Genomic DNA, 21,821 nt, shown 5'->3' with positions numbered 1-21,821 from the left:
AAGACGAGAGATGCTTGAAGTCCAAAACGTCGACCTGTTCTACGGCGCCGCCCAGGCCCTTCGCGGCGTCAGCATGAAGGCCGAGATCGGCAAGGTCACCTGCGTCCTGGGCCGCAACGGCGTCGGCAAGACGTCGCTGCTGCGCGCCATCGTCGGCCATCATCCCATCGCTAATGGCGACATTCTATGGGACGGGGCCTCGGTCAATTCGCTGGCGACCTTCGACCGGGCGCGCCGCGGCATCGCCTATGTGCCCCAGGGGCGCGAGATCTTCCCCCTGCTGACCGTGCAGGAGAATTTGGAAACCGGCTTTGCCGGCCTGCCGGCCAAGATGCGTTTCGTGCCGGACGAGGTGTTCGAGCTGTTCCCCGTGCTGAAGGACATGCTGAAACGCCGGGGCGGCGACCTGTCCGGCGGCCAGCAGCAGCAACTGGCGATCGGCCGGGCGCTGGTCACGCGGCCGCGCCTGCTGGTGCTGGACGAACCCACGGAAGGCATCCAGCCCTCGATCATCAAGGACATCGGCGGGGCCATCAAGTTCCTGCGCGACCGGTCGAACAAGCAGGACGAGGCCTCGTCCCTGCGAGTCTACGACACGCCGCCCCGGGACTCCAACGGCGAGACCAACAAGACGGTGAAGGACGCGGTTTCCTACTTGCGCGAGAAAGGGGAAATGGCGATCCTGCTGGTCGAACAGTATTTTGATTTCGCCCACGAATTGGCCGACGCCATCACCGTCATGGACCGGGGCGAGGTCATTGTCGCCGGTGACAAGAGCGAGTTGGACGCGGACGATGTACGACGGCACCTCACCGTCTGACCGGCCCGGCGAGATCATTCCCCTTCAGCGCGCCCGCGGTTGGGCCCGGATCGCGGTCCGGGCCGAAGGCGGCGTTACCCGCCTGGCGGAACTGTATCAGGACGGTTGCGCCAAGCTGCGCCTGCCCAAGGTTTACGGCCCGTCTTCGGTGGAGGCGGTGTTGCTCAACACGGCGGGCGGGCTTACGGGCGGCGACGTCTATGGGACGGAGGCCGAGGCCGGGCCGGGCGCGGCCCTGACCCTGACCACCCAGGCCTGCGAGCGGGTCTACCGCGCCACGGGCGACCAGCCGGCACGGGTCGAGACCCGGTTGGCGGCGGGCCCGGGTGCCACGCTGCACTGGCTGCCTCAGGAAACCATTCTGTTCGACGGCGGCCGGCTCGACCGTTCGCTCGACGTCGATCTGGACGGCGACGCGGCGTTCCTCGCGGTCGAGGCCCTGGTGCTGGGGCGTGTTGCCTCGGGCGAGATCGTCACCGGGGGCACGTTCACCGATTCCTGGCGTGTGCGGCGCGACGGTAAACTGATTTTCGCGGACGCGGCCCGCATCGCGGGCGATATCGACAATGTGGCCGTCGGCCCCGCCGTTCTGGCCGGCAACAAGGCGATGGCGACGGTGGTTCTGGCCGTGGCCAGGGCGGAAGAGAAACTGGCCGAGGCGCGGGCCGTGCTTGACCCGCTCGCCACGGCGGGGGCGAGTGCGCTGCCCGGATTGCTGATCTGCCGTCTGGTCGCGCCCGACGACCGCGCCCTGCGGGCCCGTCTGGTGCCGCTGCTGAACTTGTTGGCCGGGCGGGCGCTGCCCCGCGTCTGGCACCTCTAGACGTCAAAGAAGATAAAGGGAGGCTCCATGAACCTGACACCCAGAGAAAAGGACAAGCTGCTGATCGCCATGGCGGCGATGGTGGCGCGCCGGCGGCTGGAACGGGGGGTCAAGCTGAACCACCCGGAAGCCATCGCGCTGATTTCCGACTTCGTGGTCGAGGGCGCCCGCGACGGGCGATCCGTCGCCGACCTGATGGAGGCGGGGGCCCATGTCATCACCCGCGATCAGGTCATGGAGGGGATTCCCGAGATGATCCACGACGTGCAGGTCGAAGCCACCTTTCCCGACGGGACCAAGCTGGTCACCGTCCACAACCCGATCCGCTGAGGGAGGACGCCATGATCCCAGGTGAAATCATCGCGGCCCCCGGCGACATCGAATTGAACGCGGGCCAGCCCACCGTGACCCTGACCGTCGCCAACACGGGCGACCGTCCGGTCCAGGTCGGCAGCCACTATCATTTCTACGAAACCAACCCGGCCCTCGACTTCGACCGGGAACAGGCGCGGGGCATGCGGCTCGACATCGCGTCGGGCACGGCCGTGCGGTTCGAACCGGGCCAGTCCCGCGACGTGACCCTGGTGCCGCTTCTGGGTGCGCGCAAGGTCTACGGGTTCAATCAAAAGGTCATGGGCGATCTCGACGGGGGAGCGAACTAATGCCGGCAAGAATTAATCGGGCCGCCTATGCGGACATGTTCGGCCCCACCACCGGCGACAAGGTGCGCCTGGCTGATACGGAATTGTTCATCGAGGTCGAAAAGGACTTCACCACCTACGGCGAAGAGGTCAAGTTCGGCGGCGGCAAGGTCATCCGCGACGGCATGGGCCAATCCCAGGCGACCCGCGCCGAGGGGGCCGTCGACACGGTCATCACCAACGCGCTGATCGTCGACCATTGGGGCATCGTCAAGGCCGACGTGGGGCTCAAGGACGGGCGCATCGTCGCCATCGGCAAGGCCGGCAACCCGGACACCCAGCCGAACGTCGACATCGTCATCGGCCCGGGCACGGAAGCCATCGCCGGCGAGGGCAAGATCCTCACCGCGGGCGGCCTCGACGTGCATATCCACTACATCTGCCCGCAGCAGGTGGAGGAAGCCCTGATGTCGGGCGTCACCACCATGCTGGGCGGCGGCACGGGGCCGGCCACGGGCACCAACGCCACCACCTGCACGCCCGGCCCCTGGCACATCGGGCGCATGATCCAGGCCGCCGACGGCCTGCCCATGAACCTGGCCTTCGCGGGCAAGGGCAACGCGGCGCAGCCGGCGGCGCTGGTCGAACAGGTGCGGGCCGGGGCCTGTTCCCTGAAACTGCACGAGGACTGGGGCACCACCCCCGGGGCCATCGACTGCTGCCTGGGCGTCGCCGACGACATGGACGTGCAGGTGATGATCCACACGGACACCCTGAACGAGTCCGGCTTCGTCGAGAACACCGTCGCCGCCTTCAAGGGCCGCACGATCCACGCTTTCCACACGGAAGGGGCCGGCGGCGGCCATGCGCCGGACATCATCAAGGTCTGCGGCGAGATGAACGTGATCCCGTCCTCGACCAACCCGACGCGGCCCTACACGGTGAACACCCTGGAAGAACATCTGGACATGCTGATGGTCTGCCATCACCTGGACAGTAACATCCCGGAAGACGTCGCCTTCGCCGAAAGCCGCATCCGCAAGGAAACCATCGCGGCCGAGGACATCCTGCATGACCTGGGCGCCTTCTCCATCATCGCGTCGGACAGTCAGGCCATGGGCCGGGTCGGCGAGGTGCTGATCCGCACCTGGCAGACCGCCGACAAGATGAAGCGCCAGCGCGGCCGCCTATCGGGCGAAACGGGGGACAACGACAACCTGCGCGTCAAGCGCTACATCGCCAAGTACACCATCAACCCGGCCATCGCCCACGGGCTCTCGAAACACGTGGGCTCGGTCGCGGCCGGCAAGCGCGCCGATCTGGTCCTGTGGTCGCCCGCGTTCTTCGGGGTGAAGCCCGACATGATCCTGATCGGCGGCACCATCGCGGCGGCGGCCATGGGCGATCCCAACGCCTCCATCCCGACGCCGCAGCCGGTCCACTACCGGCCCATGTTCGGGGCCTTCGGGCGGTCCATGGCGGCGTCGGGCGTGACCTTCGTCAGCAAGGCGGCGCTCGACGACGGCATCGCCCATCACCTGGGGGTGGCGAAGGAACTGCTGGCGGTGGAAAACACGCGGGGCGGGATTTCCAAGAAATCCATGGTTCTGAACGACGCCACGCCCAAGGTCGAGGTCGACCCGGAAACCTACGAGGTGCGGGCCGACGGCGAACTTCTGACCTGCGAGCCGGCGGACGTGCTGCCCATGGCGCAGCGCTATTTTCTGTTCTAAGGCAAGATGTTGCGAGAATGAACCGCCCCCTTACCCAACGTCGGCTAGGCACGGCTTCGCCGGGCCAAGCCTATGTAACCCTCTCCCCCTTCCAGGGGGTGAGGGCAGGGTGAGGGGGCGGATGGCTTGATCTGAAGGGGAGACGCACATGCTTCGGGCAACGGCGCTCAAGCGGAAAGGGGACTGGTCGGGGCCGGCCGCCGATACGGTGGTGCTCGATTTCGACCATCGTCACCGGCGGCGGCTCGCCATGACCGGGACGGGCGGCCTCGGCTTCCTTTTGGACCTGGCGGAGGCCGAGGCGCTGGCCGACGGCGACGGTCTGGTGCTCGAGGACGGCCGGCTGGTCGCCGTGACGGCGGCGGCGGAGCCCCTGGCCGAAGTCACCTGCGACGACATCGATCATCTGGTCCGCGTCGCCTGGCACCTGGGCAACCGGCATCTGCCGACGGAATTGCTGGGCGACCGCTTGCGCATCCGCCGCGACCATGTGATCGAGGACATGCTGGTGAAGCTGGGCGCCCATGTCGCCCATGTCTCGGCCCCCTTCAATCCGGAGGGCGGCGCCTACGGCCATGGCCGCACCCACGGCCACGACCACGGCGACGACGATCATTCCCACGGCCATCATCACGGACACTCCCATGGATAGCGGATCGCTTTACCGGCTCCTGGCCTGGCTGTCGCCGGGCTATCCCGTTGGCGCCTTCGCCTACAGCCACGGCCTGGAATGGGCGGTGGAAACGGGGGCGGTGGCGGACCGCGCGGGTTTGGAACGCTGGCTGCGCGATCTGCTGCATCACGGCGGGGCCTGGTCCGACGCCGTGTTGTTCGCCCGCACCCATGACGCGGCGCGGGCGGGGGACGGGGCCGCGCTGGCGGCGATCAACGACCTCGCCGTCGCGCTCTGCCCGTCGTCGGAACGGCGGCTCGAGACCACGGCCCAGGGCAACGCTTTTCTGCTGGCGACGCGGGCGAGCTGGCCCTGGGACGGTGACGATGCGCAGCTGATCCCGGGGGATTGCGCCTATCCCGTCGCCGTGGCCTGGGCGGCGGCCGGGCATGGCCTGCCGCTGGCCCCGGCCCTGCATGCCTATGTCCATGCCGTGGCGGCCAACCTGATTTCCGCGGGCGTGCGGCTGATCCCCTTGGGGCAGACCGACGGCCAGCGCGTCCTGGCGGCGTTGGAAGACGCCGTCGCCCATACGGCCGAGGCCGCCCAGGCCGCCGACCTTGCCGCCCTCGGCGGCTGCGCCTTTCTTTCCGACGTGGCCGCCATGCGCCACGAAACCCAGTACACGAGGCTATTCAGATCATGACCACGTCCCCACACGGCCCTCTCCGCGTCGGCATCGGCGGGCCCGTCGGCTCCGGCAAGACGGCGCTGATGGAACAGCTCTGCCGGAGTTTCAGAGAGACTCACGACATCTGCGCCATCACCAACGACATCTATACCAAGGAAGACGCCGAGGCCCTGACCCGGCGCGGCGCCCTGCCGCCCGAACGCATCATGGGGGTGGAGACGGGGGGCTGCCCGCACACGGCGATCCGCGAGGACGCGTCCATCAACCTGGCCGCCGTGGCCGAGATGCGAAAGACGTTTCCTGCCCTCGACCTGATCCTGATCGAATCAGGCGGCGACAACCTGGCCGCCACCTTTTCGCCGGAACTGGCCGACATCACCATCTACGTCATCGACGTGTCGGCGGGCGAGGAAATCCCCCGCAAGGGCGGGCCGGGCATCACCCGCTCGGACCTTCTGGTCATCAACAAGACGGATCTGGCCCCCCATGTCGGCGCCGACCTCGCCGTCATGGACCGCGACGCCAAACGCATGCGGGGCGAGCGCCCCTTCGTCTTTACCAACATGAAGACGGGGACGGGCGTGGCCGAGATCGCGGAGCTGGTGCAGCGCCTGGGCGGGCTTGCCGTTCTTCCGGCAGATGCGGAAAACGCCTGACACGGTTTTGACCAAAACGGCCATTATTGTTGGTACAAGGGCGCGCGCTTTTCACCATCGGGATTTGGCATGACCAACAAGCACAAAGACTTCAAAGTTTTCCGCTCGTCCGCCGGCCTGGGCCTGCGCGCCCTCCGGGATTTCAAGAAGGGCGAGGAGCTGATCGAATACACCGGCCCGCGTCTCAGCACCAAGAAAGCCGATGTGAAGCCGAACCGTTATCTGTTTCAGTTGAACGACAAGCATTACATCGACGGCTCGCCGCGCGCCAACCTGGCGCGCTACATCAATCATTCCTGCCGCCCGAACGCCAAGGCGTTCGTCAGCCACGATGAAAAGCGCATCACCATCGAGGCGATCCGGCCGATCAAGGAAGGCGAGGAAATCACCTACGACTACGGCAAGGAGTACTTCGAGGAGTACATCCGGCCGGCCGGCTGCCGATGCGTGAAGTGCGCAGGCTCTTGACGGCTTTCTGAAAACGGGGACGATGGGGCCGGGCAAAATCAAGCCCGCAAGAAACGCCAGCCCGCAGGAAACACCATGACCGATCTGGAATTCGCGGCCCGCATGGACCGCATCGAAACCTCGCCCTCCGCCGTGATGACGCAGCGCGCCCGTGAAATGAAGGAAGCGGGGCGCGACGTCATCTCCCTGTCCTCGGGCCAGCCGGACTTTCCGACGCCGGACCACGTGATGGAGGCGGCGATCCGCGCCATGCGCGAGGGCCAGACGACCTATACCCCCATCGGCGGGACCAACGCGCTGAAGGACGCCATCATCGCCAAGTTCAAGCGCGAGAACGGCCTGGACTACACGCGCGACCACATCATCGTCGGCAACGGCGCCAAGCAGGTGATTTTCAACGCCTTCACCGCCGGGACCGACGACGGGGACGAGGTCGTCCTGCCGGCCCCCTACTACGTGGCCTATATCGACATGATCAAGTTCGCGGGCGGCGTGCCGGTCATCGTGCCCTGTGCCGAGGACCACGATTTCAAGCTGACGGCCGACCAGTTGCGCAAGGCGATCACGCCGAAGACGCGCTGGCTTCTGCTTAATTCGCCCAACAATCCCACGGGCGCCGTCTATGAAGAGGCCGACTTGCGCGCGCTGGCCGACGTGCTGCTGGACTATCCCCGCGTCGGGATCATCGCCGACGACATCTACGAGCACATCGCCTTCGACGGGCTGAAGTTCGCGACCATCGCCCAGGTCGAGCCCAAACTGTTCGACCGTACGGTGACCGTCAACGGCGTGTCGAAAGCGTTTGCGATGACCGGCTGGCGCATCGGCTACGCCGGGGCCCACCCGTCCCTGGTCAAGCAGATGATCAAGCTGCAATCCCTGGTCACCGTGGGCGCGGCCTCGGTCAGCCAGGCCGCCGCGGTGGAGGCGCTGAACGGGCCGCAGGACTATGTCGCCGAACGGTCCAAGTCGTTCGAGGACCGGCGCGATCTGGTGGTCTCCATGCTCAACCAGGCGCCGGGGATTTCCTGCCCCGTGCCCAAGGGGGCGTTCTACGTCTATCCCTCCTGCGCGGGCGTCATCGGCAAGACGACGCCGTCGGGCCAGGTGATCGAGACCGACCGCGATTTCGTCATGTACCTGCTGGAGACGGAGGGCGTGGCCACCGTCCACGGTGGGGCCTACGGCGTGTCGCCCTATTTCCGCATTTCCTATGCGGCGGCGGTCGAGGAACTGACCCAGGCCTGCGAGCGCATCCAGCGCGCCTGCGCCGCGCTGCGCTAGAGGCCGTCCCGGTCCCGTCTTTCTTTCCTTTTCGGCCGCGGTCCTTTAAAGGGGCGGCTCGATCTTTTGCAGGCTTTTGCGGGAAAACGACATGACCACGGAAACCGACCTCCACGGCCGCAGCGGCGGCGCCTGCGAGCTTTGCGCCGCCACCGATGATCTGGCGGTGTACGAAGTGCCGCCCGCGTCCACGGGCGCGGCGGACGATTGCGTGCTGCTCTGCGCGACATGCCGGGCCCAGGTCGGCGACCCGGCGGCCATGGATGCCGGTCATTGGCGGTGTCTGGCCGACAGCATGTGGACCCCGGTCCCGGCGGTGCAGGTCATGGCCTGGCGGATCCTGAGCCGGTTCAAGGCCGAGGCCTGGGCGGCGGAGCTTCTCGACCAGCTTTACCTGGACGACGACACCCTGGCCTGGGCGCAATCGGGCGCGGATGCCGGGGCGGCAGACGACGGAGTCGTGCACCGCGACTGTCACGGCGCGGTGCTGGCGGCCGGCGATACGGTGACCCTGATCAAGGACCTGACCGTCAAGGGGGCCAACTTCACGGCCAAGCGCGGTACCGCCGTGCGCGGCATTTCCCTGGTGCGCGACAACGCGGCGCAGATCGAAGGCCGGGTCAACGGCCAGCAGATCGTCATTTTGACCGAATTCGTCAAGAAATCCGCCTGATTCCCCCGTCGCCGCCGTTCCCTCCGGCCCCGCGTTCCGCTAGGCTGGGGCCATGCGCGACGTAACCCTGACCTTCGACAACGGGCCCGAACCCGACGTGACGCCGGGCGTGCTCGACGTGCTGGCGCGGGCCGAAGTCCCGGCCAGTTTCTTCGTTCTCGGTCACAAGATCGCCGATCCGGCCCGGCGCAAGCTGGCCCAACGGGCCGCGGCCGAAGGGCATTGGATCGCCAACCATACCTATAGCCACGAAACCCCTTTGGGGAACCTGCCGGGCGGGGACGTGCCCGAGGCCGAGATCGGCCGCACCCAGGCCCTGATCGGCGATCTTGCCCATGCCGACAAACTGTTCCGCCCGTTCGGCGGCGGCGGGGCGCTCGGCCCGCACCTCCTCAGCCGACCCGTCGCGGACTACCTGATCGAAGGCCGCTATACCTGCGTGCTGTGGAACGCCATTCCCCGTGACTGGGCCGACCCGGACGGATGGGTCGAGACGGCGATGGCGCAATTGACGTCCCTCGACCACGCGCTGATCGTCGTTCACGACCTGCCGACAGGCGCCATGGCGCATCTGGAACGTTTCATCGGCCGGGTGCGGGACCTGGGCGGCGTGTTCCGCCAGGATTTCCCCGACGCCTGCCTGCCGCTCCGGCGCGGCCGGGTGACGGGCGATTTCGATGCCTGCGTTTCCGAGGCGGCCGGCGCCGCCTAGACGACCGCCCGCCGCATTCCGCGGCCCGGGCGCAATGATGAAAACATAGGAACCAACATGCCGACCAAAACCGCGAGCAACGAAGCCAAGGCGAAACTTGTCGTGCGTCATGCACGAGAAGGCGACGTGCCGGCGATCTTGAAGCTGTACAAAAAGGTCTATCCCACCATGGCCGCCTATTCGGCGGACCAGCTGCGCGGGCAGATCAACAACTTCCCGCAAGGCCAGTTCGTCGCCACCTACGAGGATGAGGTCGTCGGCTATTGCGCCACCTTCCGCATCGCCGAGGAGATCGCCTTCGCCCACCATACCTGGTGGCAGATCACCGGCAACGGCTTCGCCTCGCGTCACGATCCGGCCGGCGACTGGCTGTACGGCATGGAGGTCTTCGTCGACCCCGACTTCCGCGGCCTGCGCATCGGCCAGCGGCTGTATGCGGCGCGCAAGGCGCTGGCCACGGAACTGCACCTGAAGGGCATCGTGTTCGGCGGACGCATCCCGGGATACGCCCGGCGGTCCAAGAAGATCGGCTCTCCCCGCGCCTATGTCGATGCGGTGGCGGCCAAGAACCTGCGCGATTCCGTGCTCGGGTTCCAGCTGCGCAACGGTTTTGAAATTGTCGGCGTGCTCGAGGACTACCTGCCGTCGGACGCGGAATCGGGCGGCCATGCGGCGCATCTGGTATGGCGCGATCCAAAATACATCGCGCCCGAACCGATATCGTCGCGCCCAAGCAACCGTTCCGTCGACACCGTCCGCGTCAGTCTGGTGCAGTATCAGCAGCGGCGGCTCAAGTCGTTCGAGGAATTCGCCGCCCAGGTGGAATATTTCGTCGACGTCGTCGCCGACTACAAATCCGACTTCGTGGTGTTTCCCGAACTGTTCACCCTGCAACTGCTGTCCATCGAAAACGAACAGATCCCCGCGTCGGAGGCGATCGCTCATCTGACCCGCTATACGGAGCCGCTGAAGGAACTTCTGAGCGGCCTCGCCGTCAGCTACAACATCAACATCATCGGCGGCTCGCACCCCTCGCGGGAAGAAAACGGCGACATCCGGAACACCTGTTACGTCTGCCTGCGCGACGGCGCCATCCACCGTCAGGACAAGATCCACCCGACGCCCAACGAACGCTACTGGTGGCATATCCAGGGCGGCACGGAGGTCTCGACCATCATGACCGACTGCGGGCCGATCGGCGTCAACATCTGCTACGACTGCGAATTTCCCGAACTGTCCCGCCATCTGGTCGACCAGGGGGCACAGATTTTGTTCGTGCCGTTCTGCACGGATGAGCGGCAAAGCTACATGCGCGTGCGCTATTGCGGGCAGGCGCGGGCCGTGGAAAACCAGATGTACGTTGTCCTGGCCGGCAACGTGGGCAACCTGCCCAACGTCGACAACATGGACATCCAGTACGCGCAAAGCTGCATCCTGACCCCCTGCGACGTGTCCTTCGCGCGCGACGGCATCGCCGCCGACACGACGCCGAACGTGGAAATGGTCGCCTTCGCCGACCTGCGCCTGGATAACCTGAGGACGGCGCGCCATTCCGGCACGGTGCAGAACCTGCGGGACCGGCGCTTCGACCTCTACCGCATCGATTGGCGCGGCGGGCAGGGGTAGCCGCCGTCAGGCGGTGATGCGCCGCCCGAAACGCTCGGCCAGGAACGCCGCGATCTCGTCGAACCGGCAGCCGGCGCGGACCACCGTGTAGTCGCGGAAGTCGATGATGGTCGACGACAGGCCCCGGTCGTTGGCGTCGCGGCAGCGCCCGTGGTCGATCACGATGTCGGCGGCGGCCACCACCTCGGGCTCGATCTCGGCGACCGTGTATTTGGACCCGGACAGGGACTGGTTGGCGCTGGACCCGAACACGGGCGTGCCCCGCACATGGCTCAACTCGGCGAGCGCGTTGTGCAGCGGCCCCGCGTTCAGCAGCATGTCCATGGTCGGCCCCTTGGTCGAGGTTTCCAGCACGAACGGCTCGACCCCCGCCAGCAGCGGATGATCCCGCCGGTAGTCCGCGACGATGGAAAACGGCAGGTCGGCGTCTTCGATCAGGGCGGTGCGGATGGCCTGGGCCTCGGCGTCCAGCACGTGCAGGTCAGCCGACGCGGCCGCGCAGCCGAACAGGCCCGAGGGCTTCTCGAAACTGCGCCGCTTGACCTCGAAAATGCGGCGCAGCGCCCCCTCCGTGCGGCCCAGGATGGCATAGGCGACGTTCAGCGGAATGATCGCGATCCCGCCGCCGTCGAGCGCGTCCATGACGTCGCGCGCTTCCTGGTCGACGTCATGGCCGATGGGGTTGTCGGTGGTGGGCATGGGGGGCATGGCGGGCTCGCGTGATCTGAGGTGGGCGGGGACGCCAGTCGATCATGCCGGGGATGATGGGACAAATAGAAATATGTGAACGATATATCGGGGAATGAGATCGGGGGCTAGGCGACCTTAAATTATGACTCAGGCCTTAAAGCACTTTTCGCGGTGCCAGCTAAGAAAGCGAGGATGCGGTCTGTCTGTGGGCCGTAGCGGCGGAGTGGCTTGACCTGTTTTGTTAATGAAGGACTTCACACTGTCGATATCGTTGACCTGTCGGGAAATAAGGATTTTTAAGTCATCCGTTAGGCTGATCAACCCACGATCAAACATCCAATGCGCGGTGCCTGACAGGGCGATTCCATTGTTGATGATGTCGGGGCCGTCATACTGCACTGGCCGAATGTGCGCCGCGTCGACCTCGGCTCGTCCCCCACCGTTGATGAACTTGAAACCTGTGATCGCGCAGCGCGCATCGTAGGCGCGCAGTACGATCTGCCGGAATGTCCTGTCGCGCACAATGCGGCTTGTCAGTTGTTGGAGACGCTCTCTTTCTGATTCGCCAGTGTAGGGCGTTTGGTCTTCAGCTAATCCGGGTGCGGTCTGTTCTGTCCCTAGGCGTGGCAGGACTTATTGATCTGCGGTGAAAATCACGGCACGGCCGTTCCCACTCATCCGTTCAAAAAAGTCACGCAACATTTCGAAGTATTCCCATGTGTATCCGAAATCATCCTCCCCATATTCTGGCCAGGCACCCTTACAGTGCTTGAAGTAACGTGCTCGGAGTGCTGACTTGTCGATCTCTTTGAGTGCCGGAACCAAGTCGGAGACCTCGTGAGGCTCGATCAGGCGAATGAAGTAGTCGTACTCGCTTTCCTGGAGCCGCTTGCCGCCAAGCACGGCAAGCTTCAACGGATACGAGCCATGGTCTTCGGGAAGGGCATAGGTTCCGTGTTCGGCCGCCACGGGATAGAAGTAGGGTGTATCCGCCGGCCACTCGCTTAAACACCGGTGAATGGCGTCCCAGGCCTTGTCGGTTTCTTGCAGGTGGTCCCTGTCCCAGGGGCCTTCGATTTTATCCTGCACGAAATATATCCGTTCCTGGTCGTCAGCCTGGGACTCCAGACCCGCGCGCTGCTCGGTCGATATCGCGAAGTGGACGCCTCGGGCTGCCATGTTGCAGTGTCCTAATAGCTTAATAACTTATACCATATTCTATTTATACCACTTCAATGAAAGTAAAGCTGTTCCATGGCCGCGCTCATTTTGCATCTGATGGCGGGCCATACTTCTTTCGAAAGTGCGCCTCGACCATGGCGCGGCTTGTGATCAACGTCTAGTATTTATTCCTATTTTTGAGCGGAAAGTAGTGTCGGCCATTGCGGCTGGTGCCGGTTCGGCGAGCCGGTTTCCCGAAAAATCCGCAACCAATAGCGTCCACCCGGGAAAAACACCTGACTTCCCCCGCCCGGGGCGTTATCCCGGGGTGGCGGCCCGGGTAACAGGCCGCGTGCGGACATTTTACGGAACAGCCTGACCCACATGACCATGGACACCACCCCTCACCAGGCCCAGGCCGAAGACCTGCTGCATGCCGTGTTCGGATTGCAGGCGTTCCGCCCGGGGCAGGCGGAGATCGTCGCCGGCCTGTTGGCGCGGCGGAACGCACTGGTGGTCATGCCCACGGGGGCGGGCAAGTCGCTGTGCTATCAGATTCCGGCCCTGGTGTTCGGCGGCCTGACCGTCGTCGTCTCGCCCCTGGTCGCCCTCATGGACGATCAGGTCGCGGCCCTTCGAGCACTCGGCGTCGATGCCGCCTGCATCCATTCCGGGCGCGAGCGCGAGGCCAACGTGGCCGATTGGAAACGGGTGCAGGGCGGGGCCTGCAAGCTGCTTTACCTGTCGCCGGAACGGCTGATGACGGATCGCATGATCCAGGCCCTGCAAAAGATCGGCCCCGACATGTTCGTGGTCGACGAAGCCCATTGCATTTCCAAATGGGGCATGAACTTCCGCCCGGAATACGAGGCCCTGTCGCACCTCAAGGACGCCTTTCCCGATGCCGTGTTTTCGGCCTTCACCGCCACGGCGGACGAGGCGACCCGCCGCGACATCGCGGCCAAGCTGTTCGCCGGCCGGGGCGAGATCGTCGTCCACGGCTTCGACCGGCCCAACCTGCACCTGGCGGTCGAGCCGAAGGCCGATTGGCGGCGTCAGCTTTTGGATTTCATCGCCGCGCGGGCGGGGCAATCGGGCATCGTTTATTGCCTGTCCCGCCGCCTGACGGAAGAGGTCAGCGAGTTCCTGAACGGCAACGGCCACCGGGCGCTGCCCTATCACGCGGGCCTGTCGGCGGAGGTCCGCCGCGACAACCAGGAAGCCTTCATGGCCGAGGACGGCGTGGTCATGGTCGCCACCATCGCCTTCGGCATGGGCATCGACAAGCCTGACATCCGCTATGTCTTTCACCTCAACCTGCCGGGCAGCATGGAAGCCTATTACCAGGAAATCGGCCGCGCCGGGCGCGACGGGGCGGCGGCGGACGTGAAGCTGATCTACGGCCTCGACGACATCCGCATGCGCCGCCAGTTCATCGACCAGGACGGCGAGGACGACGGCCACCGGCGGCGCGAACACAAGCGCCTGGATGCGCTGCTCGCCTATTGCGAGGCGACGACCTGCCGGCGGGTGACCCTGCTGTCCTATTTCGACGAGGCGACGGAACCTTGCGGCAACTGCGACATCTGCCTCGACCCGCCGAAACTGGTCGACGGCACGACCCAGGCGCAAATGCTGTTTTCGGCGGCGCTGCGCACGGGCCAGGCCTTCGGGGCGGCGCATCTCATCGATATTCTGCGGGGTGCGGCGACCCAGAAGATCAAGGACCGCGGCCATGATCAATTGCCGACCTACGGCGTCGGCGCGGCCCACGCCAAGGATTATTGGCAGAGCCTCATCCGCCAGGCCCTGGCCGGGGGGTATCTCGCGGTCGACATCGACGGCTACGGCAGCCTGAAGCTGACCGAACGGGCCGAGGCGGTGGTGAAGGGGGATGGCGAGTTCCTGATCCGCGAGCCCGTCCCCGGCAAGGCCGCCGCGGCGCGCACCCGCAGCGGGCGCGGGGCCGTGCCCGACCTGCCGGCGGAACTCGCCGGTCTGCTCGCCAATCTGAAGAAGCTGCGCCAGGAACTGGCCAAGGCGCGCGGCGTGCCGGCCTATGTGGTGTTTTCCGATGCGACGCTGCGCGAAATGTGCCTGAGCCGGCCGCAAACCCTGGAGCAGATGGCCGACATCAACGGCGTCGGCCCGAAGAAGCTGGAGGAATACGGCCTGATGTTCCTGGAGCGTCTGTCCGCCGGGGCGGCGACCGGAATCACCCCGCCCGAAAACGCCTGACCAGTCGGCGGATGTCGCCTATAAGAGGTTGCAGGCATTCGACACTGCTCAACCGTTTTCGGGGCAAGGGACGGAGAGAAAAATAACCGCGGGGGTCTGGACGTTGAACACGATGGATTTTTTACCTCGGCAAGCGGCGGGGGCGGCTTGATGCGGGAAAGCGTTCTCGTCACCGGCGGCGCCGGGTTCATCGGCGCGCATGTGTGCAAAGCGCTGAACAATGCCGGCTATGTGCCCGTCGCCTACGACAACCTGTCGCAGGGCCACCGGGACAGTGTTCGCTGGGGCCCCTTGGACGTGGGCGACCTTGCCGATACGGCGCGTCTGAAGGCGGTGATGCTGGCGCGGCGTCCGGTCGCGGTCATTCATCTCGCCGCCCATCTTTCCGTGAGCGAGTCGGTCGCGAATCCGGCCAAATACTATGACAACAACGTCGGCGCGACGTTGACGCTTTTGGCGGTCATGCGCGAGACGGGGGTCCGCCGCATGGTCCTGTCCTCAAGCGGCGCGACCTACGGACGCCCCGCCGCCATGCCGGTCGCCGAGACGGCGCCGCTGCTGCCGACCTCGCCCTACGGTCACTCGAAGGCTATCTGCGAGCAACTTGTTCGTGACCACGCGGCGCATGGCATCGGGTCCGTCTCCCTGCGGTATTTCAACGCGGCCGGGGCCGACCCGGACGGCGAACTTGGCGAAAGGCACGAACCGGAGACCCATTTGATCCCGGTCTGCCTGGAAACCGCCCTCGGTCTCCGGTCCGAGGTCGAGATCTTCGGGGATCGGCACCCGACACCCGACGGCACCTGCATCCGCGACTACGTTCATGTCTCGGACCTGGCGGACGCCCATGTCCTGGCGCTCGGGCGGCTGTCCGGCGCGACGTCGGCCGCGGTCTACAATCTGGGCAGCGGCCGTGGCGACAGCGTGCGCACGGTGATCCGGACCGCCGAACAGGTCACCGGGCGGTCCATCCCCACCGTCTTCCGTGCCCCGCGCCCCGGCGACCCGCCGGAACTGGTCGCCGACATCCGGCAGGCGCTCCACGAGCTTGAATGGTCACCCCGCTTCGGCGACCTGGCGACGCAGATTGCCCATGCCTGGGCCTGGATCAGCGCGGCGAAGTCTTCGCAATCGTGTCGGCGGCAGGCCTAAAGAATGCCGGTGATAAAGGCGCAGGCGCCGATGGCGTAATGCAGCAGCGTCACACCGGCGAGGTTCTGATGACGCAGATAGAACAACCCGAAGACAAAACAGCTGAGCATGGTCAGACCGACGGCCGGCAGACCGAAATGGATATGGAACACGCCGAACAGCGTACCGCTTAAAAGCACCGAGCGAATCCCCTTCTCATCCATGAGGAACCGCTGGAACGACGACTGCATCAGGCCGCGGCCGATCAGTTCCTGTAGGAACGAATGCAGCAGATAGGCGACCGAGCCCACGGGATCGAACTTGAGCTCGATGGGCGGTATGGAATCGACGACGCGCGACGCCACGACCACCGACACCGTCAGGGCGATGATCACGGCGGAGATCGCGGCGCCTTCGGTCAACGACTTGCGCAACCCCTGCGTCGTCAGCCCCAATTGCCGGAACGGAATTTTCATCAACCGGACGACGACATAGCTGGGCACCAGAAGGACGGCGAGGTATTGCCAGGCGAATTGCGCCGTATAGATGTCGACCTTGAGAATCTGGTTGGCGATCACGTTGTTGACGATCATGCCGATCGCCATCAGGGCGACGGTGTAGACGAAGAACTGGCCGAACTGCTGTTGTGTCTTGATGGCTTCGATCTGATGTTTGAGCGTCGCGATCTGCTTTTCCGTGCTGATCCGCATGCGCTCGACGACGGCGACGCTGATGCTGGCGCGCAGGTTGTCGTAGAAATGGTCGCCGTTATCCAATTCCAGTAAATCGAAGGGATGGAAGCTGAGAAGCGTGCAGTCGCTGTCCGCGCGGACGCTGATCTGGCGCGGCCCGCCGTCGAGGAACGACATTTCGCCCAAGATCTCGCCCGGACCTAGGCGGACCACGGACCATTCGCCTTCGCCGCCGTCATGGCTCTGGGCGCGGAAGCCGACCACGTGGCCTTCTTCGATGATATAGAATTCATTGGTCAGCGCACCTTCGGGAAAGATCAACTCACCCGCCTTGAAGGAGATACGCTTGGCAATGGAGAACATGGCCTCGCGGGTGTCCGGCGCCAACATCCGCAGGCTCTTCGCCTGCTGTGCTGCGTTCGCCGGCGGCCGGGCGGATGTCTCCGCAGTCTGATTGACAGTCTGGTCCGCCATTATTCCCTCTGCTTCATTTTGGACATTGAATCCGTAAGTTTCTAGAGTTTCGTGGCGGCAACGGCCGCCGGAACAAGGACCATCCTGCCATGCCGCCGCGACACGAAACAATCCGCCCGGACGATGCCGCCGAAATCGACGTCGCCGTCATTTCCACGGCGGCGTTGCCGTGGCGGACGGGGCCCGCGTTCTTTTCGCTTTGGCATGCCTGTGGGTTGGCGGCCCTGGGCCGACGAACGGTCCTGGTGGTGCCCTGGCTGGGGGCGGGTTCGCAGCGCCGGTTGTGGAATCGGGTCCTGTTCGACACGCCGGGCGATCAGGCCCGTTGGCTGGTTGAGGAAGCGGAACGCCTGGGCGCGCCGCCGTTGCCGGAGGTGCGATTCTACCGCGGCTACTACGCGGGTCCGCTCGCCAGCATCGTGGCGTTGGCGGATGTCTACGCCGCCGTGCCGGATGCCCGTGCCTACGTATTGCAGGAACCCGAACACCTTCATTGGTTTCCGACGAGCCGCCCGCGCCGGCGCCTTGCGGCGGAACGGGTGGTCGGCGTCGTCATGACCAATTACGGGCATTATATCCGCGCCGCTGACTTCCCCGGCTGCGATTTGGCCGCCCGATTCGTCGAATGGCGCCACGCCCGGCTGATGCGCGCCCATACGGACTTCATCGTTCCGCTGTCGCAGGCGGTCGCGCTGAACGGCCTTGGCCACCCCATGAGGGTGGCCCGTGTAACCGGCGTGGTCTCCGACTACGCCCGGGTCGCGCCGGTCGAGGCCGGCAATCGGGGCGTTTTCTTTCTGGGCCGCCTGGTCTGGAACAAGGGGCTGGCGGCGATCATCGAAACCGCCAAACGCATGAACCTGGAGATCGACGTGCTGGGCGAGGGGCCCGACCGGGCGGCCATTGAGCGGCGGGCGGCGGATCGCGGGGCGCCGGTCCGCTTTCTTGGTTCCAGCACCAGCCCATGGTGCGACATGGCGAACTACCGTGTGTTCTTCAACCCGTCACTCAGCGAGGTTCTGTGCAGCACGACGATGGAGGCCCTGGTCGCGGGCCGTCACGTGGTCCTACCGGAATGTGCCGCCAACGACCCGTTTCGGGATTATCCGAACGTCCATTTTTATTCCGACGCGGACGGCGCGGTGGCGGCTTTGCGCCGTGCCCTTGCGGTCTTGCCGGAAACGCCGGAGAAGGCGCGCCGGGAATTCGACTGGATGACCGCCTGCCGGACCCTTGACGAAATGCTGTGACCGGATGTCAGGCCGCCGGCGCGATCAGGAACACGGGGTCGTCGGCGATGGTCAACGTGACCGGCAGACGGGCAATGATGTCGCCATCGCCTTGCACCGGATTGCCGGATGGGCCCGCGATATCGATACGGTCCGCGGCCACGTGGTCGATCAAGTTCAGCCGGGTCAGCAGTCCAAGCGGCAGGGCGAGAGAGTAGCCGACCGTCGCCAGGCGTCCGGGGCGGCGGAACAGGGCAACCTGGAAGCGGGGCGTCGTCAGCTCCGCGCCAGGTGCCAGCACGAATCCGCCGCCGTAGTGGCGACCGCGGCAGGCCACGATGGTTGCCGCCGTGACCGGCCGGCCATCGATCCGAAGGGCCAGCGGCGGACATGCATAGCGGACGATCCTGCGGGCGGCCTCCACCACATAGGCCGCCTTGCCGATGCGCCGCTTCAGATCCTGGTTCAGGCCGTCCACGACCTGGGCGTCGAATCCGGCGCTGGCCATCATCAAGAACCGCCGGCCGTTGGCGACGCCCGGGCGGACCGCCAGGAAACGCCCCCGGGTCAGGCAATCGACGATGGCCTCTGGCCCCGTGCCCAGGCCGAGTTCCCGGGCCAGGACGTTGGCCGTGCCGATCGGGATGAGACCGAGCGCCGGTGACGTGGGCGTGACACCGTTGACGGCGTCGTTCACGGTGCCGTCGCCGCCGGCCACGGCGATGGCGTCGAACGCCGACTTGTCGGCGGCCCGGACGAGCCGGCTGGCTTCGCCAGGGGCGAAGGTGGTTTGGACATCGACCCTGCATCCGGCGTGCCGCAATCCCGCCAGCACATGGCGAAACCGCCGCTCCCGCCGTTGACCGAGGGAGTGGTTCAGGATGACGAGCAGGCGTGACGGCCGCACCAGTGTCGCGGGGCCAGGATGCGTGCCGTGCAGGACGTCCAAATGCCAGTTCTCCCTTGCGACGACAGGTTTAAGTACTAGAACATCATCGTCTTGTTTATACAGTCGACCGGTCCGTTCCGCCAAACCAGCATCGAGACACCGCCCATGCTCAGCAGCCTTGCCATCACCGCCCTGACCGACGTGATTCTCGCCTGCGAGACGTTTCTCCTGGCCGGGTTGTTGTTCCGGCCTGACATCTCGGTTCATTCTCCGGCCTGGTACTGGGCCGTCACGCTGTTTCTGACCGGCACGGCGACCATGCTCGGCGCCATCGATCACGGGTTCTTCGAGGCGGTGGACCATCCTGGGCACCCCGCCATGGCCATCGCCACGCGCGCGGCCATCGCGCTGGCCAGCTTCACCATGCTGATGGCGGCGGTGGCCCAGTTTTTGCCGTCCCGCTGGCGGACGGTGGTGCTGGCGGCCGGGGCCGCCGGGCTGGCGGCGACGCTGTGGACGGTGGCCACCTCCGACAATTTCCTGGCCGTCGTCGGGTTTTATACGGTGGTGATGCTTCTGCTGCTGATTCTCAGCCTGTTCGGGTTGCGCGGCGGCAAGGGCTCCGTCGCCATGTGTCTGGGGGTTTTGGGCACGCTCGGGGCTTCCGCCCTGATCCCGCTGGGCAGCCCGGGCTTCTTCGGCCTGGGGCTTTACGGCACCTATCATGTCCTGCTGATGCCGGCGGTGGTGTTGCTCTATCTGGGCGGCCGGCGCCTGTCCCCGCTGCCGGCGTCCTGAGACGCCGCTAGCGCCGCCCGGCCACGAAAATCACCTGATTGCACCGATCGAGAAAACCGTAGCGGAAGGTTTCCTGCTTGATGACCCGGAGACCGGCCGTGTCGAACAACGCGTCCCATTCCGCGGGTTTCAGATAATGGTTGGGCAGGTTTATCCCGCGGTGCCGGTTCCCGAGAAAATCCGATAGGCGGAGAATCCACCGCTCCAACCGGGTGTTCCAATAGTGATCCTTGATCACCACCTTGCGCCGGGCGACCCGGGCGGCTTCCCCAAGAACCGCTTCCGGGTGGTCGTCGTGGTGAAGAACGTCGATCAAGGTGACGATATCGAACGCATCGTCCGCGAAGGGCAGGCGATGCCCGTCGTAGCGGAGGACCGGCATGCGGGGGGTGGGCGCGACAACGACGTCGACCGCGGTCAGGGAAATCGTCGGATCGCCCAGAACAAGCCGTTCCGCCAGGGCGCCGTCATAGGACCCGACGTCCAGGATGTCGCTGTTCGGTTCGAGGTGCGCGAGGATCCGCGCGGGCAGGCGTTTCATCCGGGAATGAGGGCTTAGATAGCGGTCCCAGACGTTCAGAAGAAACGTCAGCATGCCGGCTATTCCCCGTGGCGTCCGTTGTCGCGGTCCAGGATACCGGCGATGATCGCGGGCAATTCGGCGGCCGCCGTGTTGGGGTGGGCCGGCGGCCCCCCTGTGCGGTGGCGGCCCAACAGGTCGGCCAGCGCCTGGTGAAATTCCGCCAGGCTGGTGAAGGCCCGGCCCGCGCCCGATTTCTTGAGCCATCGCAGCACCGGCTTTTCCTGCGGCAGGGCCATGGTTCGGTCGACAAGCAGCGACAGCCCGCAGGCCAGGGCCTCGCTGACGCTGCCCGGCCCCGGCTTGCCCACGAACACGTCGGCCATGCCGAGATAGCCCGCCACGTCGTCGGTGAAGCCGACCACCCGCGCCGGGAAGGGCCAGTCGACGGCCCGCAGTTCCTCCGCCAGCGCGTCGTTATGCCCGCACATGAAGACCACCTGTCCGTTCGGCGGCGTGTCTTTCATCGACAGCGCCAGGTCGCGCATGCGCCAACTGCCGCCGCCGCCGTAGAGCACGCAGACGACCGGCCGGTCCGGCGCCAGGCCGAGGGCGGCGCGGGCGGCGGCCTTGTCCGCCGCGGGGCCGGCGAGGAACGCAGGCTTCAACAGCAAGCCCTGGGTTCGGTGGACGCGTCCGGCAGGGACGGCGTCGGACGCCGCGCGGCGGTGGGCCTCCTCGGTCCCGCAGATGGCGTCGTAGTCCCGGCCCCTGGGAAACCAGACGTGGCGGCCCATTTCCGCCCAGTCGGTGATGAGCACGACGCCGCGCGCCGTTTCCCGCCCGCCGCCCCGCATCCGATAGTCCTGAAGCCCGTCGAAGATCGCCCGGTTCAGCATGGGCAGCACGCTGATCACCATGTCGGGGCGCTGGCGTTCGAAATAGTCCGCGAAGGTCCGCCGCCCTTCGCGCGCCGACAGGCGGAAATTGATCAGCACCATGACGTAGTACAACAGACAGTACAGGCCCGTGCGCCCGTCGCGCAGGATCGTTTCGTTGTAGATGTCCTCGGATCGGCGGCCGGAAAGGCGCAACAAAAGATCCAGATGCGGCATCAGTTCCTTGTAGGGGTTGATCAGCGTCACCCGGTAAAGCCCGGTCGCCTCCAGAATTTCCTTGGACGCGAACGCGGTCATCCGGTGACCGCCGCCGGCATCGGTGTAGATCACCACGATATGGCGGCGGTCATCGCTCATTCC

At 65.7% G+C, this 21,821-nt stretch carries 24 protein-coding genes; 17 read left to right on the top strand and 7 right to left on the bottom strand.

Annotated elements, in window-relative coordinates; genetic code table 11:
- Positions 1-10 precede the first annotated feature (10 nt).
- The 13 genes from RJ527_02870 to RJ527_02810 all read left to right on the top strand — a co-directional run bounded on the left by RJ527_02870 (position 11) and on the right by RJ527_02810 (position 10,740).
- Positions 11-820 carry an ABC transporter ATP-binding protein gene (locus RJ527_02870; protein WND76693.1) on the top strand — a complete coding sequence of 270 codons (810 nt, stop codon included), beginning with the start codon at positions 11-13 and terminating at the stop codon, positions 818-820.
- Positions 795-1,643: an urease accessory protein UreD gene (locus tag RJ527_02865; protein WND76692.1), complete on the top strand. Its 849-nt coding sequence runs from the start codon at positions 795-797 to the stop codon at positions 1,641-1,643. Before RJ527_02870 ends, RJ527_02865 begins: the two co-directional genes overlap by 26 nt.
- Positions 1,644-1,670: 27 nt before the next feature.
- A complete protein-coding gene (locus tag RJ527_02860) occupies positions 1,671-1,973 on the top strand; it encodes an urease subunit gamma (protein ID WND76691.1) in 303 nt (100 codons plus the stop codon).
- A gap of 11 nt (positions 1,974-1,984) precedes the next feature.
- Positions 1,985-2,305, top strand: coding sequence for an urease subunit beta (locus RJ527_02855; GenBank protein ID WND76690.1), 321 nt, complete (start codon positions 1,985-1,987; stop codon positions 2,303-2,305).
- Entirely contained in the window at positions 2,305-4,017 is a 1,713-nt protein-coding gene (ureC, locus tag RJ527_02850; GenBank protein ID WND76689.1) for an urease subunit alpha, read from the top strand. The genes RJ527_02855 and ureC overlap by 1 nt, the downstream gene beginning before the upstream one ends.
- Before the next feature lie 148 nt (positions 4,018-4,165).
- Positions 4,166-4,669, top strand: a complete 504-nt coding sequence (locus RJ527_02845) for an urease accessory protein UreE (protein WND76688.1) — start codon at positions 4,166-4,168, stop codon at positions 4,667-4,669.
- On the top strand, positions 4,593-5,336 hold the full coding sequence (locus RJ527_02840; protein ID WND76687.1) for an urease accessory protein UreF: 744 nt from the start codon (positions 4,593-4,595) through the stop codon (positions 5,334-5,336). Before RJ527_02845 ends, RJ527_02840 begins: the two co-directional genes overlap by 77 nt.
- Positions 5,333-5,977 carry an urease accessory protein UreG gene (gene ureG, locus RJ527_02835; protein ID WND76686.1) on the top strand — a complete coding sequence of 215 codons (645 nt, stop codon included), beginning with the start codon at positions 5,333-5,335 and terminating at the stop codon, positions 5,975-5,977. Before RJ527_02840 ends, ureG begins: the two co-directional genes overlap by 4 nt.
- Positions 5,978-6,046: 69 nt before the next feature.
- Entirely contained in the window at positions 6,047-6,445 is a 399-nt protein-coding gene (locus RJ527_02830; GenBank protein WND76685.1) for an SET domain-containing protein, read from the top strand.
- Positions 6,446-6,520: 75 nt separating this feature from the next.
- Positions 6,521-7,729, top strand: a complete 1,209-nt coding sequence (locus RJ527_02825; protein WND76684.1) for a pyridoxal phosphate-dependent aminotransferase — start codon at positions 6,521-6,523, stop codon at positions 7,727-7,729.
- Between the two features lie 91 nt (positions 7,730-7,820).
- Positions 7,821-8,402 carry a PhnA domain-containing protein gene (locus tag RJ527_02820; protein WND76683.1) on the top strand — a complete coding sequence of 194 codons (582 nt, stop codon included), beginning with the start codon at positions 7,821-7,823 and terminating at the stop codon, positions 8,400-8,402.
- A gap of 52 nt (positions 8,403-8,454) precedes the next feature.
- A complete protein-coding gene (locus RJ527_02815; protein WND76682.1) occupies positions 8,455-9,114 on the top strand; it encodes a polysaccharide deacetylase family protein in 660 nt (219 codons plus the stop codon).
- Positions 9,115-9,171: 57 nt separating this feature from the next.
- Entirely contained in the window at positions 9,172-10,740 is a 1,569-nt protein-coding gene (locus tag RJ527_02810) for a bifunctional GNAT family N-acetyltransferase/carbon-nitrogen hydrolase family protein (protein ID WND76681.1), read from the top strand.
- 6 nt (positions 10,741-10,746) lie between these two features.
- Here the strand turns inward: RJ527_02810 and RJ527_02805 are convergent, their stop codons facing one another.
- The 3 genes from RJ527_02805 to RJ527_02795 all read right to left on the bottom strand — a co-directional run bounded on the left by RJ527_02805 (position 10,747) and on the right by RJ527_02795 (position 12,609).
- A complete protein-coding gene (locus tag RJ527_02805) occupies positions 10,747-11,448 on the bottom strand; it encodes a Sua5/YciO/YrdC/YwlC family protein (protein WND76680.1) in 702 nt (233 codons plus the stop codon).
- Positions 11,449-11,577: 129 nt separating this feature from the next.
- Positions 11,578-11,952, bottom strand: coding sequence for an HNH endonuclease (locus RJ527_02800; protein WND76679.1), 375 nt, complete (start codon positions 11,950-11,952; stop codon positions 11,578-11,580).
- A 111-nt stretch (positions 11,953-12,063) separates the two neighbouring features.
- Positions 12,064-12,609: a YfbM family protein gene (locus RJ527_02795; protein WND76678.1), complete on the bottom strand. Its 546-nt coding sequence runs from the start codon at positions 12,607-12,609 to the stop codon at positions 12,064-12,066.
- 366 nt (positions 12,610-12,975) lie between these two features.
- Between RJ527_02795 and recQ the strand changes: the two genes are divergently transcribed.
- Both recQ and galE read left to right on the top strand, forming a co-directional pair.
- On the top strand, positions 12,976-14,829 hold the full coding sequence (gene recQ / locus RJ527_02790) for a DNA helicase RecQ (protein ID WND76677.1): 1,854 nt from the start codon (positions 12,976-12,978) through the stop codon (positions 14,827-14,829).
- Between the two features lie 150 nt (positions 14,830-14,979).
- Positions 14,980-15,981 (top strand): UDP-glucose 4-epimerase GalE, encoded by a 1,002-nt coding sequence (gene galE / locus RJ527_02785; GenBank protein ID WND76676.1) that lies wholly within the window; start codon positions 14,980-14,982, stop codon positions 15,979-15,981.
- Here the strand turns inward: galE and RJ527_02780 are convergent.
- Positions 15,978-17,126 carry a cyclic nucleotide-binding domain-containing protein gene (locus RJ527_02780; GenBank protein ID WND76675.1) on the bottom strand — a complete coding sequence of 383 codons (1,149 nt, stop codon included), beginning with the start codon at positions 17,124-17,126 and terminating at the stop codon, positions 15,978-15,980. The genes galE and RJ527_02780 overlap by 4 nt on opposite strands.
- A gap of 89 nt (positions 17,127-17,215) precedes the next feature.
- On the opposite strand from RJ527_02780, the gene RJ527_02775 reads away from it, so the two are divergent.
- Positions 17,216-18,376: a glycosyltransferase gene (locus RJ527_02775; protein WND76674.1), complete on the top strand. Its 1,161-nt coding sequence runs from the start codon at positions 17,216-17,218 to the stop codon at positions 18,374-18,376.
- A 7-nt stretch (positions 18,377-18,383) separates the two neighbouring features.
- Here RJ527_02775 and RJ527_02770 read toward each other — a convergent pair whose 3' ends face one another.
- Positions 18,384-19,262 carry a diacylglycerol kinase family protein gene (locus RJ527_02770; GenBank protein ID WND76673.1) on the bottom strand — a complete coding sequence of 293 codons (879 nt, stop codon included), beginning with the start codon at positions 19,260-19,262 and terminating at the stop codon, positions 18,384-18,386.
- A 147-nt stretch (positions 19,263-19,409) separates the two neighbouring features.
- Between RJ527_02770 and RJ527_02765 the strand changes: the two genes are divergently transcribed.
- Complete coding sequence (locus RJ527_02765) at positions 19,410-20,042, top strand: hypothetical protein (protein WND76672.1); 633 nt, start codon at positions 19,410-19,412, stop codon at positions 20,040-20,042.
- Positions 20,043-20,049: 7 nt separating this feature from the next.
- Here RJ527_02765 and RJ527_02760 read toward each other — a convergent pair whose 3' ends face one another.
- A complete protein-coding gene (locus RJ527_02760; GenBank protein WND76671.1) occupies positions 20,050-20,637 on the bottom strand; it encodes a class I SAM-dependent methyltransferase in 588 nt (195 codons plus the stop codon).
- Positions 20,638-20,642: 5 nt separating this feature from the next.
- The gene (locus tag RJ527_02755; protein WND76670.1) at positions 20,643-21,818 is read right to left on the bottom strand and encodes a hypothetical protein; all 1,176 of its coding nucleotides are present in this window, start codon (positions 21,816-21,818) and stop codon (positions 20,643-20,645) included.
- Positions 21,819-21,821: the final 3 nt, after the last annotated feature.

The organism is Thalassospiraceae bacterium LMO-SO8 (assembly GCA_031655335.1).
Taxonomy (GTDB): Bacteria; Pseudomonadota; Alphaproteobacteria; order Rhodospirillales; family Casp-alpha2; genus UBA1479.
The sequence above is the reverse complement of the archived record's forward strand: the minus strand, read 5'-3'. Positions and strand labels throughout refer to the sequence as shown.

Coding starts and splice junctions, on each gene's coding strand:
- RJ527_02870 (WND76693.1), top strand. CDS start 11: ATGCTTGAAGTCCAAAACGTCGACCTGTTCTACGGCGCCGCCCAGGCC.
- RJ527_02865 (WND76692.1), top strand. CDS start 795: ATGTACGACGGCACCTCACCGTCTGACCGGCCCGGCGAGATCATTCCC.
- RJ527_02860 (WND76691.1), top strand. CDS start 1,671: ATGAACCTGACACCCAGAGAAAAGGACAAGCTGCTGATCGCCATGGCG.
- RJ527_02855 (WND76690.1), top strand. CDS start 1,985: ATGATCCCAGGTGAAATCATCGCGGCCCCCGGCGACATCGAATTGAAC.
- ureC (WND76689.1), top strand. CDS start 2,305: ATGCCGGCAAGAATTAATCGGGCCGCCTATGCGGACATGTTCGGCCCC.
- RJ527_02845 (WND76688.1), top strand. CDS start 4,166: ATGCTTCGGGCAACGGCGCTCAAGCGGAAAGGGGACTGGTCGGGGCCG.
- RJ527_02840 (WND76687.1), top strand. CDS start 4,593: ATGGCCGCACCCACGGCCACGACCACGGCGACGACGATCATTCCCACG.
- ureG (WND76686.1), top strand. CDS start 5,333: ATGACCACGTCCCCACACGGCCCTCTCCGCGTCGGCATCGGCGGGCCC.
- RJ527_02830 (WND76685.1), top strand. CDS start 6,047: ATGACCAACAAGCACAAAGACTTCAAAGTTTTCCGCTCGTCCGCCGGC.
- RJ527_02825 (WND76684.1), top strand. CDS start 6,521: ATGACCGATCTGGAATTCGCGGCCCGCATGGACCGCATCGAAACCTCG.
- RJ527_02820 (WND76683.1), top strand. CDS start 7,821: ATGACCACGGAAACCGACCTCCACGGCCGCAGCGGCGGCGCCTGCGAG.
- RJ527_02815 (WND76682.1), top strand. CDS start 8,455: ATGCGCGACGTAACCCTGACCTTCGACAACGGGCCCGAACCCGACGTG.
- RJ527_02810 (WND76681.1), top strand. CDS start 9,172: ATGCCGACCAAAACCGCGAGCAACGAAGCCAAGGCGAAACTTGTCGTG.
- RJ527_02805 (WND76680.1), bottom strand. CDS start 11,448: ATGCCCCCCATGCCCACCACCGACAACCCCATCGGCCATGACGTCGAC.
- RJ527_02795 (WND76678.1), bottom strand. CDS start 12,609: ATGGCAGCCCGAGGCGTCCACTTCGCGATATCGACCGAGCAGCGCGCG.
- recQ (WND76677.1), top strand. CDS start 12,976: ATGACCATGGACACCACCCCTCACCAGGCCCAGGCCGAAGACCTGCTG.
- galE (WND76676.1), top strand. CDS start 14,980: ATGCGGGAAAGCGTTCTCGTCACCGGCGGCGCCGGGTTCATCGGCGCG.
- RJ527_02780 (WND76675.1), bottom strand. CDS start 17,126: ATGGCGGACCAGACTGTCAATCAGACTGCGGAGACATCCGCCCGGCCG.
- RJ527_02775 (WND76674.1), top strand. CDS start 17,216: ATGCCGCCGCGACACGAAACAATCCGCCCGGACGATGCCGCCGAAATC.
- RJ527_02765 (WND76672.1), top strand. CDS start 19,410: ATGCTCAGCAGCCTTGCCATCACCGCCCTGACCGACGTGATTCTCGCC.
- RJ527_02760 (WND76671.1), bottom strand. CDS start 20,637: ATGCTGACGTTTCTTCTGAACGTCTGGGACCGCTATCTAAGCCCTCAT.
- RJ527_02755 (WND76670.1), bottom strand. CDS start 21,818: ATGAGCGATGACCGCCGCCATATCGTGGTGATCTACACCGATGCCGGC.